Raw genomic sequence first — 16,420 nt, 5'->3', positions numbered from 1 at the left:
AATATTTCCCTCCGCTTACGTTACGCAAAACTTATTTTACCATCTAATAAAAATGTTTTCCACAGGTGCACAAAAAGAATTCAGAATTAACAAGCTGTGGATAGATTTTAGAAAGAAATTCACTTTAGATTAAAAAATTGGGTAATATTTAGCTTATTTACATTATAGCTTGTGGAAATCTTTTACTGAAATAGCAGTATATTGCAAGTTATATTGATTATGCTATCCACATACTGTGGATAATTTTATAAACAGGTTGTAGATTGTGGATAAGTTTGTGTAAAATGATGTGAATTTGCACTTGTGGATAATTTTAGGATATTAATTTTAAACAAATACGACGAAACTTAATCTTGAACCGGTGTAGGAAATTTTACTTTTGTCTTAACATAAAATAAGAAGTAAGCAGCGCTAATGCAAGATCACACTTATTACTTTAAAACTCCGTACTACTGATAATTAATAACTTATAATTATTTGGCTTCAAGCTGGCAAAATTCTTTAAACAAAATTATTACTTTGAAAAAACGACAGAAGCTGTTTTTAACTTGAGCAAAGAAAAAGCGCCTTACTAAATTAAGATTAGTAAGAACGCTCTTCTTTTTTGTCTAAAAATTAGTTTTTTAATATTCTGATGAACCGGTTGTTGCATCAGTTTCTGCAGGCGTAACATTAACTTCTTCTACTAAACCGGAGAGGACTCTGCCGACTCTGCGGCCTGAATGCATTCCCTCGGCTAAGGCAGTACCTGATGATGGGTAATAATTTGCATTCCAGCCACCAGAGTTGCAGCCGATAGCATACAGGTGAGCAATCTTTTGATCATCTTGATCAACTACTTCATAATTAGTAGTTACTTTCAAGCCGCCAATTGCACCAAAATTGCTGTCCTTGTGAGCATAAGCATAGAATGGCGCATGTAATTCTTGCAGGCCTTCTTTACGACCAAACTCTTTATCTGCACCATTTGCGGCGTTTTCATTCCAGGTCTCTAGTTGCCGCTTTAAGTTTTCAGCTGGTACATTGATTTTAGCAGCTAATTCTGCAATTGAATCTGCTTTAAACATTTCACCGGAATTAATATCTTTCTCCGTGTCTGCAGCAGATCTCCAAGGTGAAAATGGGGCAGAGAAGGTTGATGAATCGAAGATTTGCCAAGTTGGTTTATCCCAAATTAGTTCTTGTTGGTAAGTGGCACGGGTTAGATAACCGTAAGTAGTATCTTCGTTGACGTAACGTTTACCGTTGCCATTTACGTAGAACATTGGCGGTGTCGGCAAATTATCTGCTGCACCTACATTGCTCTTGAAATCAACATCCATAGAGCCGCCTAAGCCTTCAGTTGCGGCGTTAAGTGCTAATCCCATTAAAATGCCGTCACCGGTATCGTATTTAGAATTAGTCAAGGCATGATTTTTAATATCACGATATTGTTGCGGAGCAAATTCTTTAGCTAGTTTTTCGTTATAGTCAATACCTGCAGTAGCCAAGACTACACCTTTATTAGCGCGATAATAACTAGTTTTGCCTTTGCAATTAGTTACTACGCCAACAACTGATTTGTCAGTATAGCTGGTGGTTACTAAATTAATTACAGGAGTATCAAAGAAAATCTTTATTCCCAAACGGTCAGCTTCTTTTCTGACTGCGTCAATCATTACGCAGCCTGTACCTAAACCGCCACCATGTTCATAAACGTGAATTCTTTGCGCAAAGTAATCCTTGTTTTCATAAGGAATAACTCTGTGGCCATAAACAGATGTCCATTTTATTCCTAAACTTGCCAGCCATTCAATGTTATTAGCAGAATCCTCGGCTAATTCTTTTATCATTTGAGGATTTACTCTGCCTTCACCGGCTTGAATTAACTCTTGAGCATGTAGTTCAGGATTGTCATTTTGATAGCTTGTAAATTCTTTTTGATATTTATCGCCAGAACCCTGAATAACGCCAGCGGAATAATTACTGGTACCACCGACCATACCTGTTTTTTCAAAAATAACTACGCTGTTACCATGCTTTTTTGCTTCAATAGCAGCTGATAATCCAGAGATACCTGAACCAACAACAATCACGTCATAAGTATCGTCAAATTGCACTTGAGATTCGATATACTTGTTATTGTTTACTTTGGCATAAACCGGATAGTTAGGTTTTTTACTTGGTTTTACTTTTGGATTAACGGCATCGTCTGCAGTTAATTTTCCTTGGGCAACTTCTAAAGCTTTATTTACGCCATTAACAACTGCCGAGGTACTTACTGAAGCGGATGTAACAACATCCACATCAGTATTGCCGGCTTTTTCAATTCTGTTAATCATTGTTGGTATTGCATAGGAACCAACCGTATATGGCTGAACACCGTCAACAGCAACTTTGATTATTTTACCGTCCTTTAATGTAACATTACTGGTTAATAAGCTGTGAAAGCCTTGAGCAGCACCTTTAAAAACACCACTTACCATAAAAATCTCCTTTATTATAACAAAATTGTATTAAGCGCTATGGAAAGCGCTTGCCTCCAAAGATAATTTTATCATCAATAAGTAATAGAATGATTAAAAAAGAGTAAAGAATGTGAAGTGCTGTGTAAGCCAAATTGCTTTTAATATGGTGTCATTGCAGCGGCGTAAAGGCAATCTTAAAAATAGTCTCAGAATCGATACAATAACCTAATACTTATTATTTAAAGTAATTTGTGAAAGTCCATACAAAGCTTATAATCAAACTTGATTGTAAAGAAAGCACCATTATAATTGAAGGAGTAATGGTATGAGTAAGCTTTTTATTTGATACTACTCCAAGTGCTGAATAGGCTGGTTAACAGCAAATAAAAATATTTATTTATTGTGAGGTACCAATATGGATTATCAAGATTATGTTGAGTTGGGACTAAAAGACGACGGCAATTTAAAGGTGATACTAAAAGGCAGTGTTGCAATCAGTGCACATGAAGCAGAGAAGGTGGGCGTTGTTAGTGTAGTTTATATTACGCAGAGTGTTGAACGTGCCAGACAAAAATTGGAAGAATTGACGGCCAAGCAGTCAGATGGTGATTATTATATGGTTTATTCTTGCCCGCCTGATACCGATTTGCCAGCACTTGGACATTACCCGTCAATTGAAATTGCCAAGGCTGATTTGTTATAGAAAACTGTAAGAATTTTTCACGGCTAGTTTAAGCCAGGTCACAAATTATTCCTAAATTGGTAATTAATCCCGATGTTTTTTCTCTTTTTACTTGGTTTTTTACTTTAATCATGGTATCCTAGATATTAAATTGTGCAGTCTGCATACAAAATTGGAGGTGTAGTTTAATGACAACTAAAAGAACTTACCAACCTAAAAAGCGTCACCGTTCAAGAGTTCACGGCTTTATGAAACGGATGAGTACATCAAATGGCCGTAAGGTTTTGGCTAGACGCCGCGCAAAGGGTAGAAAAGTCTTATCTGCTTAAACCACTGAAATCCCAGTGGTTTTTTTAATTTTTAAGAGTGGAATGAAACGTTTTGAGAAAGTCTTATCGTGTTAAAACAGAAAATGATTTTCAGACAGTTTTTAAGTCAGGCAATTCAGTAGCAAATCGTGCTTTTGTGATTTATCAAATGGACAAACCGGAAAACAAGCATTTTCGTGTTGGCATTTCTGTTGGTAAAAAGGTCGGACACACCGCTGTAGTGCGTAATCGCCTCAAACGTTATATTCGCGCTGTTCTTACTGAAAATAAACCTTTAATTAAACCACATATTGATTTTTTAGTCATTGCTAGACCGTATGCGCGTAATTTTAGATGGGATGATGTTCGTAAGAATCTCTTGCATGCACTCTTTTTAGCCAATATAATTGAAGAGATACCGAATAAAGTTGAGGAAGATTAGAGTGAAAGACATTTTAACTAAAAAGAATGTCAAGCGTCTACTTGTGCTGCTGACAGTAGTTGCATTAGCGGTTGTCTTAACAGGATGTGCATCAAACGGCAAGCCAGAACCTGTTTCCCATACAAGCGGCAGCTGGTGGAATCGCTGGGTCATTTATTACATGTCCACGTTTTTGTTGTGGCTGTCTAAGCTGGTAGGCAACAACTATGGTTGGGCAATTATTATCTTTACTATTATAGTAAGGCTTATTTTGTATCCGCTTAGTGCTATTCAGATTAAAAGCACTACTAAGATGCAGAAAATTCAGCCGGAAATAGACGCTTTACGTAAAAAGTATCCCGGTAGTGATACAGAATCGCGAACTTTGCTTTCGCAAGAAACAAATAAGCTCTATAAAGAGGCAGGAATTAATCCTTATGCTGGTTGTTTGCCTTTAATTATTCAGTTACCGGTTATGTATGCTTTGTATGGTGCGATTTGGCAAACGCCACAACTGCAAACTGGCCACTTTATGTGGATGGATTTAGGTAAGCCGGATCCATACTTTATTATGCCAATTTTGTCTATGGTCTTGACTTTTATATCGACTTATATCAGTCAATTATCTACGCCAAAAGAATCACAAACCTTGTCAACTAAGATTATGACTTATGGTATGGCAATTATGGTTGGTGTAATGGGTATATATTTCCAGTCAGCTATTGTAGTTTACTGGGTAATTTCCAACCTGTTCCAGGTGGTTCAAACTTTCATTCTGCAAAACCCTATTAAATATCGGCGTGAACAGGAAGAAAGAGAGCGCCAAGAGCGCGAACGTAAGCGTCAATTGCGCAAAACTTATAAACGATTAAAACGTAGAAAATAATTTTAATCTAAAGTAATGATTTAGTTAAAGTAGTCAAAGTGCTTTATCCATCATGATTATTCATGGTGGAATAATGCGCTTTTTTTATTGAAAAAGGAGAAAATCATGGCACAAACTTTAACGGAGTTTGATACGATTGCAGCGATTTCAACGCCAATTGGTGAAGGCGGCATTTCTATTGTCCGTATGTCTGGTGAAGAAGCTGTTAAAATTGCCAATCAGGTTTTTAAGGGTGCAAATTTAACTAAGGTACCGACTCATACTATTCATTATGGACATATAGTTGATCCACTAAGCGAGCAAGTGATTGACGAAGTTATGGTATCTGTAATGCTGGCTCCTAAGACTTTTACCAGGGAAGATATTGTTGAGATTAATTGTCATGGCGGCATTGTTGTCACCAACCATATTTTGCAATTATTATTAAAAAATGGTGCGCGCATGGCTGATCCCGGCGAATTTACTAAAAGGGCATTTGTTAATGGTCGCATTGACTTAACTCAGGCTGAAAGCGTAATGGATATTGTGCGCGCTAAAACTGATAAGGCCAGGCAAGTGGCAGAAAAGCAGCTGGAAGGCGGTCTGCTGGAAAAAATTAGGGCAATGCGGCAGGAAATTTTGGATACGCTGGCTAACGTTGAAGTCAATATTGATTATCCAGAATATGATGCTGATACTGTTACGGCTAAGCAAATGGCGAATGTTTCTCAGTCTGTTATTGCTAAAATAGATAAATTGCTCAAAACGGCAAGTGAAGGAACGGCGTTACGTAACGGCTTAGCTACTGCGATTATTGGCCAGCCGAATGTGGGTAAATCATCTTTACTTAATTATCTAACGCAAAGCGATACGGCGATCGTTACCGATGTTGCCGGTACGACCCGTGATACTTTGGAAGAATATGTTTCTGTTAAAGGTGTACCTTTAGAATTAATTGATACTGCAGGTATCAGGCACACTGATAATAAGGTGGAAAAAATTGGGGTTGAGCGTTCCAAAAAAGCACTGGCAAAGGCAGATTTAGTTTTGCTCTTGTTTGATGCAAGTAAGGAATTAACTCCTGAAGACTATGCCTTGATTGAAGCTACTGCTGAGAAAAAGCGCATTGTTATTTTAAATAAGACCGACTTGGGCCAAAAAATTTCTACTGCCGAAATAACAAATTTAACCAAGAGTCCGGTTATTGCCATTTCAATTTTGCAAAAACAAAATCTTGAGCAATTAGAAAAAACAATCAAAGAACTGTTTTTCAAGGGGATTGAGAACTCAAATGACCAGGTCATGGTAACTAATCAAAGACAGGTTGGTTTACTGGAAAAGGCCAAAAAGCAGCTGCAAGACGTTGTTCAGGCCTTAAAAGATGAAGTTCCTCTAGACATTGCCCAAATTGATTTCAACGGCGCCTGGGACACTCTAGGCCAAATTACGGGTGAAAGCAGTCCTGATGAGTTAGTTAATGAATTGTTTAGTCAATTTTGTTTGGGAAAATAGGTGTGAAAATTAATGATTAAAAATTATGACTCAAATGATTATGATGTCATTGTTGTTGGTGCTGGTCACGCGGGCAGTGAAGCAGCCTTGGCGAGTGCTAGAATGGGCCAGAAGACGTTACTTTTGACGATTAGCCTTGATATGGTTGCTTTTATGCCGTGCAATCCATCAGTAGGAGGCCCGGCTAAAGGAACAGTGGTGCGCGAGATTGATGCCTTGGGCGGTCAAATGGGTAAAAATATTGACGCTACCTATATTCAAATGCGGATGCTAAATACAGGTAAAGGGCCAGCTGTACGGGCATTGCGCGCACAAGCCGATAAGTGGCAGTATCACGAACAGATGAAAAAAGTGATTGAGGATACGCCTAATTTGACTTTGAGACAGGCGACAGTTGATGAATTAATTGTTGAAGATGGAGTTTGCAGAGGGTTAATTACCAACACAGGAGCCAGGTACCATGCTAAAAGCGTTGTACTCACAACAGGAACATCAGCTCGCGGGCGTATTTTTATTGGCGAATTGAATTACTCATCCGGTCCCAACAACACTGTACCGGCAATTAAGCTTTCAGAAAATTTAGAAAAACTGGGCTTTAAATTACGCCGTTTTAAAACTGGTACACCGCCGCGCGTTAATAGTAATACCATTGACTATTCTAAAACTGAGGAAGAACCTGGCGATAAAATTCCGCGTCATTTTTCTTATGAAACTAAAGATGAAGATTACCTCAAGAATCAGGTTTCATGTTGGATGACATATACAAATAAAACCACGCATAAAATAATTAACCAAAATCTAAACCGTTCGCCTATGTTTTCGGGAGAGATCAAGGGCGTAGGACCGCGCTATTGTCCGTCAATTGAAACTAAGGTAGTTCGTTTTGCGGATAAGCCTCGTCATCAAATTTTCTTGGAGCCGGAGGGTAAAAATACCAAAGAAGTTTATGTTGGCGATTTTTCAACCTCAATGCCTGAAGAAATTCAGTTAAAAATGCTGCATTCGGTAGCTGGCCTTGAAAATGCGGAATTGATGCGGCCGGGCTACGCTATTGAGTATGATGTGATTGATCCTTGGCAGTTAAAGCATACTTTAGAAACCAAAAATATTAAAAACTTGTTTACTGCGGGGCAGATGAACGGAACTTCCGGCTATGAAGAAGCAGCCGGGCAGGGACTGATTGCTGGCATTAATGCAGCTTTGCGGGCTGCTGGTCAGCCGGGATTTACCCTAGGCCGCGATGAAGCTTATATTGGCGTTTTAATTGATGATTTAGTTACTAAAGGAACAGAAGAACCGTATCGTTTATTGACCTCACGAGCAGAATATCGTTTGATTTTACGTCATGATAATGCTGATTTACGTTTGACGGATTATGGCTTTAAACTTGGTCTGATTTCTGAAGAACGTTACTCTAAGTTCTTAGCAAAGAAAGAACAAATTGCTCAAGCTGCTCAAGCTGTTAAAAAGATCACGGTTCATCCTACTGAAGAAGTTCAGGAGTATCTTGCAAGTATTGGTGAAGAAAAGTTAAAAGCCGGCGTGAAGGCCGATGTTTTCTTAAGAAGACCTAAGGTTAAGGTGACTGATATAGAGCGTTTGACAGGGATGCGTATTTCAAATGAGCGCTATGTCAGAGAGCAGATTGAAATTAACGTTAAGTATGCCGGTTATATCAAAAAGGAACAGCAACAAATTGATAAACTGCACCGGCAGGAAGCAAAGAAAATTCCTATGGACATTGATTACAGTGCAATAGATGGCTTAGCAACAGAAGCACGAGAGAAATTTGCCAAAATCAGACCTGAGACAATAGCACAGGCTGAACGTATTTCAGGAGTAAATCCAGCAGATATGGCCATTTTAAGCGTTTACGTGCAAAATGGTCGTTATCAGAAAATTCAACATTAAATTTAGTAAAAATTTAAACTTTATAAAAAATATTTTCTGAGGATTAAATACACCAAAAAATGCACAAATTTGGTCGTTATGATCAGCTAATCACAAATGGAATTATTGCTGTTATCTGAATGTCATTAGTATAGCGCTTAACTTTGTGAAGATAATATTTTTACAAAGCGCTTACATGTTGTGCTAATAACTAATTTTGCTTACTTGAAATTGTGAAATTATATGTTTTAATACAATATGTAAGTAAACATGTATTTAAGGAGATGCACTTTAAAATGGCAAAAATTAATGGCGCAAATGCCATGCTCCAAGTTTTGTTGGACTGGCATATTGATCATATTTATGGTTTTCCGGGTGGCTCATTTGACTCAACAATGAACGCTATCCACGACTTTAAGGGTAAGTTGAAGTATATTGAAGTTCGGCACGAAGAGGCTGGTGCTTTGGCTGCTTCAGCTGAATATAAATATACTGGCAAGGTCGGTGTATGCTTCGGTTCAGCCGGCCCTGGTGCTGTTCACTTGATGAACGGCTTGTACGATGCAAAATACGACAAAGTTCCTATGGTAGCTATTGTAGCTAACGTTCCAACTGGTCGTCAGGATATGGACTTCTTCCAAGCTTTTGACGAGAAGCCTTGGTTTGATCCGGTTGCTGTTTGGAACCACCAAATTAAGCGTGCAGAGCAAATCCCTTCAATGATGGATGAAGCAATTCGCCAAGCTTATGCTAAGAAGGGTCCAGCTGTCTTAATTCTTCCTAAGGATTTTGGCTGGGACAAGATTGATGACAATTACCGTGTAAATTACAATGCAATGAAAGCTGTTCCAAACTATGCAGCTCCTAAGAAAGATGAAGTTGAAGCAGCTGTTAAGCTTCTTGAAGAAGCAAAGAACCCGGTTGTTTACTTTGGTCTAGGTATGAAGGGTCATGGCGATGTCTTAGAAAAATTCGCTGAAAAATTCAAGACCCCATTGATGTCCTCAGTTATGGCTAAAGGTGTTGTTGAAGATAAATGCCCAGCTTACATGGGTTCAATTGGTCGTGTTGCACCTAAGCCAAGTGATGATATCCAAACTCATGCTGATGCAGTTATCTGGGTTGGTAATGACTCACCATTCTCATTATTCTTCTTTGATCCTAAGGCTAAAGTTGTCCAAATTGATGTTGACTCAGAAAAATTAGGCAAGCGTCACGCTGTTGATGTTCCAATTTTGGCTGATGGTGCTAAGACTTTACAAGCTATGATTGACGCAGGTCAAGCTCGTGAAGAATCACCACTTTACAAGGCTGCTATTGCTGACCGTCAAAACTGGGAAGAATGGGAACACAGCTTTGATGATTCAGACGAAATGCCAATTCGCCGTGAACCAATCTTTGACATTATCAATAAATATGCTGATGATGATGCACAATTTGCTATTGATGTTGGTAACATTAACATTGACTTCCAACGTTTAGTAAACTTGCATGATGACCAAACTTGGGCAACTTCAGGCTTGTACGCAACTATGGGCTTTGGTTCACCAGCTGCACTTGCTGCAGCAACTGCTCACCCAGAGCGTGAAGTTTGGAACTTAAGTGGTGACGGTGGCTTTGCCATGATGAACCAAGAGTTGTTGACTCAAGCTCGTTACAATATGCACATTATGAACGTTGTCTTCACTAATGATACTTTAGGTTACATTGAAGCTGAACAAGTTGATGAATCACACCAACCATTATCAGGTGTTATTCTGCCAAACAACGACTGGGCTAAAGTTGCTGAAGGTATGAATGTAAAAGGTGTAACTGTACGTACTAAGAAAGAATTCGAAGACGCAGTTAAAGAATTCAAGGAAATGGATGGACCAATGTTAGTTGACATTAAGTTCACTCATGATATGCCTTACTCAACTGAATTGAATACTCTTGATGACCCAGAATTTGTTAAGAAGTATCAAGCTGAAGGCTTGAAACCATTTAGTTACTTTGCTGACAAGTATGGCTTAGTAGAAGATGCTGCTTCAGGTGCTTCAGAAGCTGAAGAAGAACCTGAGCCAGAGCCTGAACCAGAACCTGACACAACTTCAGGTGCTTCAGCTCACTAATTAAGTGTAAAACCTTAAAAAAGAACGTCCAATAGGGCGTTCTTTTTATTTGGTCAAATTTGTAAAATAGTCAGGATAAGCACTGATAAGCTCTTCTTCTTCTTTAAACATCATACTAAGATGATTTTCAATTTCATGAGTACCTAAAGGAATATCTTTATTAATAACTGTATTAAAAATTGATTCATGTTGCTCAATTATAGTAGACCATTGTAGATCCTCAACTGATAAACGTAAATATCTGAATCTTTCTAGTTGAACATTTAGAGTTTGCATCCAATTCCAAATGTCTTCTTTATCAACGGCAGTATAAAAAGATTTATGAAATTCATTATCAAAATGAAAAAAATTTCTTTTGTCTTGCTGATTTTCTTTTACTTTAGCGAAATCCAATATTTTAGCTAGTTTATTTTTAAGATCGTCATCGTCTTTATTAATTGCCATAGCGACTATTTTCTTTTCAATAAGTTTTCTAACAAACATTGCATCTTCAGCTTGTTTCAGATCTATTTTAGAGATATAAGTTCCACTCTGAGGTATAACTTTAACTAAATTTTGATCTTTAAACTTGATAATTGCTTCACGAATGGGAGTCCTACCAATACCTAAAGTATCAATAATCTTATTTAAAGTTATTTTTTCTCCTGGCTTTAATTCCAATGTGACAATCATTTCTTTTAATTTATCATATGCGATTGTTTGCATGTTTCTAATATCTGGCAACATATTTTTCTCCTTAAAGCATATATATTAGTATACAACTTCTGTTGACTTTTACGAAAGCTGCATACTATAATGAAAGCGTAATCAAATATACTAATATATCAGTTGGAGGGAGTAAAATGAAAAAAGGACAAAAATTTGTCTCATCAATGAATAAATTTGCTGCTGTCATAAATGGCAACAAATATATATCATCCATAAAAGATGCATTCTATTCATTGATTCCGATTATTATTACTGGCGCGTTTGCAACTTTATTTTCCAGTATGGTCTTTGATGATAAACAAGGCTTGGCTCAAATAAATGGACTGCACTGGCTGGTTAATTTGCAACCCATTGCGAATGGTATTAATTATGCCACATTAAGTTTCTTTACAATTTATGCTGTATTCATTATCGGTATTGAAATGGGTAAGAAAAACAATTTAAAGGGCTATTTCCCGGGGATCATTGCTTTAATGAGCTATGTTTCAGTTAATCCTAGTGTTTATAATTTTATTACGGCTAAGAAACAGACGATTCAGGTAACAGATGTTTTTGCGAAACAGTATACTGATACAAAAGGATTGTTTTTAGGAATGTTAATTGCAATCCTTTCTGTACAACTTTATGCTTGGTTGAGTAAGCAAAAAGCACTGCAATTGAAAATGCCGGATAGTGTACCATCTAATGTTTCCAGAAGCTTTTCTGCTTTATTCCCAACAATGATTACAGTAGCTATAATTTCTGCTGTTGGAGTAATAATTACCCTAATCACACATATGTCTTTGTTTGATATTATTTACAGTTTGGTACAAAAGCCATTGCAAAATGTAGTTCAGGGACTACCCGGTATCCTACTGTTAATGCTAGTGGCACAGTTATTCTGGATAATAGGTATTCATGGTAATCAAATGATTAAACCGATTCGTGAACCGCTATTAATTGCCGCAATTGCAGCTAATACAGAAGCACATGCAGCTGGTAAACCATTGCCTAATATTATTACTATGCCATTTTGGGATATGTATATGAGCATGGGTGGCTCAGGTGTCACAATTGGTTTATTGATAGCCATATTTTTAGTCACAAAGAAAAGGGCTGATATTAAAGCTATTGCGAAATTGTCATTAGCACCTGGTATTTTTAATATTAATGAACCAGTTATCTTTGGCTTGCCGATTGTACTAAATCCTATCCTTGCTATTCCATTTATTGTTACTCCATTAGTAACTGGTACAATTGGCTATTTCGCAACGGCAACGGGCTTTGCTGCTAGAGCATATGTTTATACTCCATGGCCAACACCACCATTAATTAGCGGGTTTTTGGCAACTGGTGGTAATTGGGGCGCAGTGATTACCCAAGCTGTATGTATTGTTGTTGCAGTTTTAATTTACTTACCATTTGTTAAAATTTCTGAAACCCAAAAACCTTCAGTAGAAAATTAATTTGTTGAAAGGTTGAATAATTATTCAGCCTTTTTTGTATTAAAGGAGTATAAAAATGAAAATACCTGAAAATTTTAATTTAGGTGCAGCCTCATCTGCTTGGCAAACAGAAGGATGGAGTGGAAAAAAAGATGGCCAGGACTCATACCTTGATGATTGGTTTAAAAACGAATACTTCGTTTGGCATGATGGCAAAGGACCGGATGTAGCAACTGATTTTATGAATCGTTATCAAGAAGACATAGATTTAATGAAAAAAATCGGCTTAAATTCATACAGAACTTCGGTTAATTGGTCAAGGTTCTTTACAGATTATGACAATCTTACTGTTGATGAAGAATATGCTAAACATATTGACGATGTAATAAATGCTTTGATAAAAGCTAACGTTAGGCCGATGATAGCTATTGAGCACTATGATGTACCCCAATATTTACAGAATAAGTACGGTGGCTGGAATTCACGAAAAGTCGTAGATCTATATGTAAAATATGCCAAAATTTTGTTTGAACGATATGGTGATCGAGTAAAAGACTGGTTTACTTTCAACGAGCCGATAGTACCCCAAACCAGGATTTATTTAGATGCTGTGAGATACCCACATATAGTTGATCCTCAGCAATGGATGCAGTGGAATTATCATAAGGTGCTTGCTACGGCGAAAACAGTAGCAATTTATCATCAAATGAACCAAGGTGGCAAGATCGGTGTTATTCATAATTGGGAATTTGCATACCCAAGATCAAAAACATATGATCCAGATGTTTTAGCAGCACACAGGTTTGATTTGCTTAATAACAGAATTTTTGTAGATCCATTAGTTAAGGGTAGTTATTCTCAAGAATTAATAGCACTTTTAAAAGAAAATAATATTATGTTTAGATATCATTCAGAGGATCAGCAACTCATTAAAAATAATACTATTGACTATATTGGCTTAAATCTGTATAAACCAGCCAGGGTCAAGCAGCGCGAATACGAGTGGAATAATAATTCACCATTTAGTATTAAAAAATATTACAGTGATTTCGATCTACCGGGTAGAAAATATAACGCTTCTCGGGGATGGGAAATCTATCCTCCGATGATGTACGATCTTGCAATGATCATGAAAACGGATTACCACAATTTTCCATGGTTTATTAGTGAAAATGGAATGGGGATAGAAAATGAGCAAAAATATAAGAACTCTGATGGAATAATTCAAGATGACTATAGAATTAATTACATCCGGGAAAATCTTTATTGGCTAATAAAAGCGGTTAATGATGGCGCAAACTGTCAAGGATATATGTTGTGGGCATTTACAGATAATGTATCTCCTATGAATGCGTTTAAAAACAGGTATGGTTTAGTAGAAATTGATCTAGAAAATAATCTAAAAAGAAGAATGAAAAAGTCGGGATATTGGTATGCAGATCTTATTTCAAAGAGGACGTTGCCTGATGATAGCGCATATTATTATAAATCAACCTTTGAGGAGAATAAACAATGAAATTAAGCTTTAGATGGTTTGGTACAAACGCTGATTCAGTAAGCCTAAAGCAAATACGACAAATTCCAGGAGTTCACCAAGTGGTTGCCACGCTTTATGATATTCCTGTTGGAGAAACTTGGCCTCTATCAAAAATTTTAAATTTAAAAAAAGAAATAATTGCTGCGGGATTAAAAATGGACGTGATCGAGTCAGTTAATGTACATGAAGACATAAAACTGGGATTACCTTCAAGAGCAAAATATATCAAAAATTATCAAGAAACAATTCGTAATCTGGCAAAAGCTGGTGTTAAAGTTATTTGCTATAACTTTATGCCAATATTTGACTGGACAAGGACTTCTTTAGATTATAAACTGCCAGATGGATCGACTGCTTTAGCTTTTCAAAGAGAATTAGTTCAAGAAAATCCACAGGAACTGATTAAAAAAGTGGAGTCCAATAATAACGGCTTTGTGATGCCAGGATGGGAACCAGAAAGGCTGGCAAAAATAAAAGAATTGTTTTCTGCATATGCTGGCAAAACAAGTGCTGACTTGGCAGATAATCTGAAATATTTTTTGCAGCAAATTATTCCAGTGTGTGAAGAAGTAGGAATAAAAATGGCAATTCATCCAGATGATCCAGCCCAGGATATTTTTGGTTTACCTAGAATTTGTAAAAGCGAAAATGATTTGGAACGAATTGTTTCAATGGTCGATAGTCCGGCGAATGCTTTAACTATTTGTTGTGGCAGCTTGGCCTCTAATCCTCAAAATAACGTACCACATATTTTAGAAAAATTTGTTAGAAAAAATAGAGTAGCCTTTGTTCATGCTCGCAATATTAAATTTACTTCTAAGTACGATTTTCATGAAACATCTCATTTATCAGAAGATGGTGACTTAGATATGTATAAGTTGATGAAAATATTAGTTGATAATAATTTTACCGGCTACATCAGGCCGGATCATGGGCGAGCAATCTGGGATGAGAAAGCTATGCCAGGTTACGGCTTATTTGACCGAGCATTAGCTGAAGAATATTTATACGGATTAATAGAAGGGATCAAGAAGAGTAAGTAAAAAATGTCCATTGTAATAGGTGTAGATATTGGGACAACAAGTACAAAAACCATCGCTTTTGATGAACTGGGTCATATAATTTATCAAACTAGCTATGATTATCCATTGATTACTGAAGAAACAGGTCAGGCGGAGGAAAGACCTCAAGATATTTTAAGAGCGGTTAAGCTGGGCTTAACAGAGGTACAAAGTAAAATTGCTATTGTTGAACTTAAAGGGATAGGCTTTTCCTCTGCTATGCATACTTTAATTTTAATTGATAAAAATAATCATCCTCTGACTAATGTCTATACTTGGGCAGATAATAGAGCAACGGATACTTTTAAAAAAGATATTATCAAAGACGACTTGTTTGATCTGACAAAAAATACCGGTGCACCATTACATCCTATGCTCCCTTTAGGTAAATTGTTATGGCTTAAAGAAAAGAATAAAAAGTTATGGGAGAAGACTGCTTTTATTGTTGATATTAAAAGCTATATTTTGTATCAGTTTTCGCAGCACTACTATGTTGACTTTGCAACTGCGAATTCCTCGGGGCTTTTTAATACCTATACTAAAAATTGGGATGATAATATCCTGCAATATTTAAATATAAAAAAGGAACAGCTCCCTCAGTTAGTAGACACAACTTTTCAAGTGCCCAATTTTGAAAGTAGCATTAAAGTACCCCTTGTAATTGGCGGTTCTGATGGGACTCTGGCAAATTTAAGCAATCCGCAAATTGACGAACGATTTTATACGGTTAGCTGTGGGACTTCTGCGGCCGTCAGAACTAATATTGATAGATTGAAGCTTTGTCAAAATCGTAAATTATTTACATATTATCAGTATCAAAATAATTGGGTGGTTGGTGCACCCACTAATAATGCTGGGGATGTGTGGCAGTGGCTAAAAGACAAGATTTTTAATTTAGCTACTTTTGAGGAACTAAATGATTTAGCCGAAAAAAGCCCTGTGGGTGCTAAAGGGCTATTCTTTGTGCCTTATATTTTTGGTGAACGTGCACCAATTTGGAATCCTGATGCTTCTGGCGGCTTTATGGGATTAACTGCAATTCATACAAATAAAGATTTAGCCAGAGCAGTATTGGAAGGGGAGCTTTATAATATAAATTTGATCATAAAGGAACTCAATCAATTTAATGGGCAAAAGCCTGATGCTCTGGTATTAGTCGGAGGGATGGCTAAAAATCAATTCTTTGATCAGTTATTGGCAGACATAACGGGATACAAAGTTTATGTGCCCGAATCAGTTGAGGCATCTGCTTTAGGGGCTGCCATCTTGGCGATGATAAGCTTAAAAATAATTGCTTCACCACTAATGATTCAAAAAGAATTGAAAATAGCAAAAGTTTTTCACGTTAATTCCCATAATCATGGCATTTATGTGGCCTTAGAAAAGAAGTGGAACAAAGTGAGGCAATTAATGACAGAAGAATGGTTAGCGGTTGAATGACCATTAAATTTACA

At 37.0% G+C, this 16,420-nt stretch carries 13 protein-coding genes; 11 read left to right on the top strand and 2 right to left on the bottom strand.

Annotated features, from left to right (window positions below):
• Positions 1-623 precede the first annotated feature (623 nt).
• Entirely contained in the window at positions 624-2,465 is a 1,842-nt protein-coding gene (locus LDX54_RS09570) for an FAD-dependent oxidoreductase (RefSeq protein ID WP_265667269.1), read from the bottom strand.
• Between the two features lie 397 nt (positions 2,466-2,862).
• Between LDX54_RS09570 and LDX54_RS09565 the strand changes: the two genes are divergently transcribed.
• The 7 genes from LDX54_RS09565 to spxB all read left to right on the top strand — a co-directional run bounded on the left by LDX54_RS09565 (position 2,863) and on the right by spxB (position 10,236).
• Positions 2,863-3,150, top strand: a complete 288-nt coding sequence (locus LDX54_RS09565) for a hypothetical protein (protein ID WP_265667270.1) — start codon at positions 2,863-2,865, stop codon at positions 3,148-3,150.
• 167 nt (positions 3,151-3,317) lie between these two features.
• A complete protein-coding gene (rpmH, locus tag LDX54_RS09560; RefSeq protein ID WP_003549412.1) occupies positions 3,318-3,458 on the top strand; it encodes a 50S ribosomal protein L34 in 141 nt (46 codons plus the stop codon).
• Between the two features lie 52 nt (positions 3,459-3,510).
• A complete protein-coding gene (gene rnpA, locus LDX54_RS09555; protein WP_265667271.1) occupies positions 3,511-3,879 on the top strand; it encodes a ribonuclease P protein component in 369 nt (122 codons plus the stop codon).
• A gap of 1 nt (position 3,880) precedes the next feature.
• On the top strand, positions 3,881-4,744 hold the full coding sequence (locus LDX54_RS09550) for a membrane protein insertase YidC (protein ID WP_122026703.1): 864 nt from the start codon (positions 3,881-3,883) through the stop codon (positions 4,742-4,744).
• A 105-nt stretch (positions 4,745-4,849) separates the two neighbouring features.
• Entirely contained in the window at positions 4,850-6,235 is a 1,386-nt protein-coding gene (gene mnmE / locus LDX54_RS09545) for a tRNA uridine-5-carboxymethylaminomethyl(34) synthesis GTPase MnmE (RefSeq protein ID WP_265667272.1), read from the top strand.
• 12 nt (positions 6,236-6,247) lie between these two features.
• Positions 6,248-8,146: a tRNA uridine-5-carboxymethylaminomethyl(34) synthesis enzyme MnmG gene (gene mnmG / locus LDX54_RS09540; RefSeq protein WP_265667273.1), complete on the top strand. Its 1,899-nt coding sequence runs from the start codon at positions 6,248-6,250 to the stop codon at positions 8,144-8,146.
• Between the two features lie 275 nt (positions 8,147-8,421).
• Positions 8,422-10,236: a pyruvate oxidase gene (gene spxB / locus LDX54_RS09535; protein ID WP_265667274.1), complete on the top strand. Its 1,815-nt coding sequence runs from the start codon at positions 8,422-8,424 to the stop codon at positions 10,234-10,236.
• Between the two features lie 45 nt (positions 10,237-10,281).
• On the opposite strand, the gene LDX54_RS09530 is transcribed toward spxB, so the two are convergent.
• A complete protein-coding gene (locus LDX54_RS09530; RefSeq protein ID WP_265667275.1) occupies positions 10,282-10,962 on the bottom strand; it encodes a GntR family transcriptional regulator in 681 nt (226 codons plus the stop codon).
• 116 nt (positions 10,963-11,078) lie between these two features.
• On the opposite strand from LDX54_RS09530, the gene LDX54_RS09525 reads away from it, so the two are divergent.
• Genes LDX54_RS09525 through LDX54_RS09510 form a run of 4 tightly spaced genes read left to right on the top strand, consistent with a single transcriptional unit; the run spans position 11,079 to position 16,406 of the window.
• Entirely contained in the window at positions 11,079-12,389 is a 1,311-nt protein-coding gene (locus LDX54_RS09525; protein ID WP_265667276.1) for a PTS sugar transporter subunit IIC, read from the top strand.
• A gap of 49 nt (positions 12,390-12,438) precedes the next feature.
• Positions 12,439-13,884, top strand: coding sequence for a glycoside hydrolase family 1 protein (locus LDX54_RS09520; protein WP_265667638.1), 1,446 nt, complete (start codon positions 12,439-12,441; stop codon positions 13,882-13,884).
• Positions 13,881-14,948 carry a mannonate dehydratase gene (locus LDX54_RS09515; RefSeq protein ID WP_265667277.1) on the top strand — a complete coding sequence of 356 codons (1,068 nt, stop codon included), beginning with the start codon at positions 13,881-13,883 and terminating at the stop codon, positions 14,946-14,948. Before LDX54_RS09520 ends, LDX54_RS09515 begins: the two co-directional genes overlap by 4 nt.
• A gap of 3 nt (positions 14,949-14,951) precedes the next feature.
• Positions 14,952-16,406, top strand: a complete 1,455-nt coding sequence (locus LDX54_RS09510; protein ID WP_265667278.1) for a gluconokinase — start codon at positions 14,952-14,954, stop codon at positions 16,404-16,406.
• The last annotated feature ends 14 nt before the right edge of the window (positions 16,407-16,420 follow it).

The sequence above is a fragment of the Lactobacillus sp. IBH004 genome (genome assembly GCF_026185255.2).
GTDB lineage: Bacteria > Bacillota > Bacilli > Lactobacillales > Lactobacillaceae > Lactobacillus > Lactobacillus melliventris.
This window is presented reverse-complemented; position numbering and strand designations above follow the sequence as displayed.

Excerpts from the sequence above, each read along its gene's own strand:
- spxB (WP_265667274.1), top strand. The coding sequence starts at position 8,422 with ATGGCAAAAATTAATGGCGCAAATGCCATGCTCCAAGTTTTGTTGGAC.
- LDX54_RS09525 (WP_265667276.1), top strand. The coding sequence starts at position 11,079 with ATGAAAAAAGGACAAAAATTTGTCTCATCAATGAATAAATTTGCTGCT.
- LDX54_RS09515 (WP_265667277.1), top strand. The coding sequence starts at position 13,881 with ATGAAATTAAGCTTTAGATGGTTTGGTACAAACGCTGATTCAGTAAGC.
- mnmG (WP_265667273.1), top strand. The coding sequence starts at position 6,248 with ATGATTAAAAATTATGACTCAAATGATTATGATGTCATTGTTGTTGGT.
- LDX54_RS09510 (WP_265667278.1), top strand. The coding sequence starts at position 14,952 with ATGTCCATTGTAATAGGTGTAGATATTGGGACAACAAGTACAAAAACC.
- mnmE (WP_265667272.1), top strand. The coding sequence starts at position 4,850 with ATGGCACAAACTTTAACGGAGTTTGATACGATTGCAGCGATTTCAACG.
- rpmH (WP_003549412.1), top strand. The coding sequence starts at position 3,318 with ATGACAACTAAAAGAACTTACCAACCTAAAAAGCGTCACCGTTCAAGA.
- LDX54_RS09570 (WP_265667269.1), bottom strand. The coding sequence starts at position 2,465 with ATGGTAAGTGGTGTTTTTAAAGGTGCTGCTCAAGGCTTTCACAGCTTA.
- LDX54_RS09565 (WP_265667270.1), top strand. The coding sequence starts at position 2,863 with ATGGATTATCAAGATTATGTTGAGTTGGGACTAAAAGACGACGGCAAT.
- LDX54_RS09530 (WP_265667275.1), bottom strand. The coding sequence starts at position 10,962 with ATGTTGCCAGATATTAGAAACATGCAAACAATCGCATATGATAAATTA.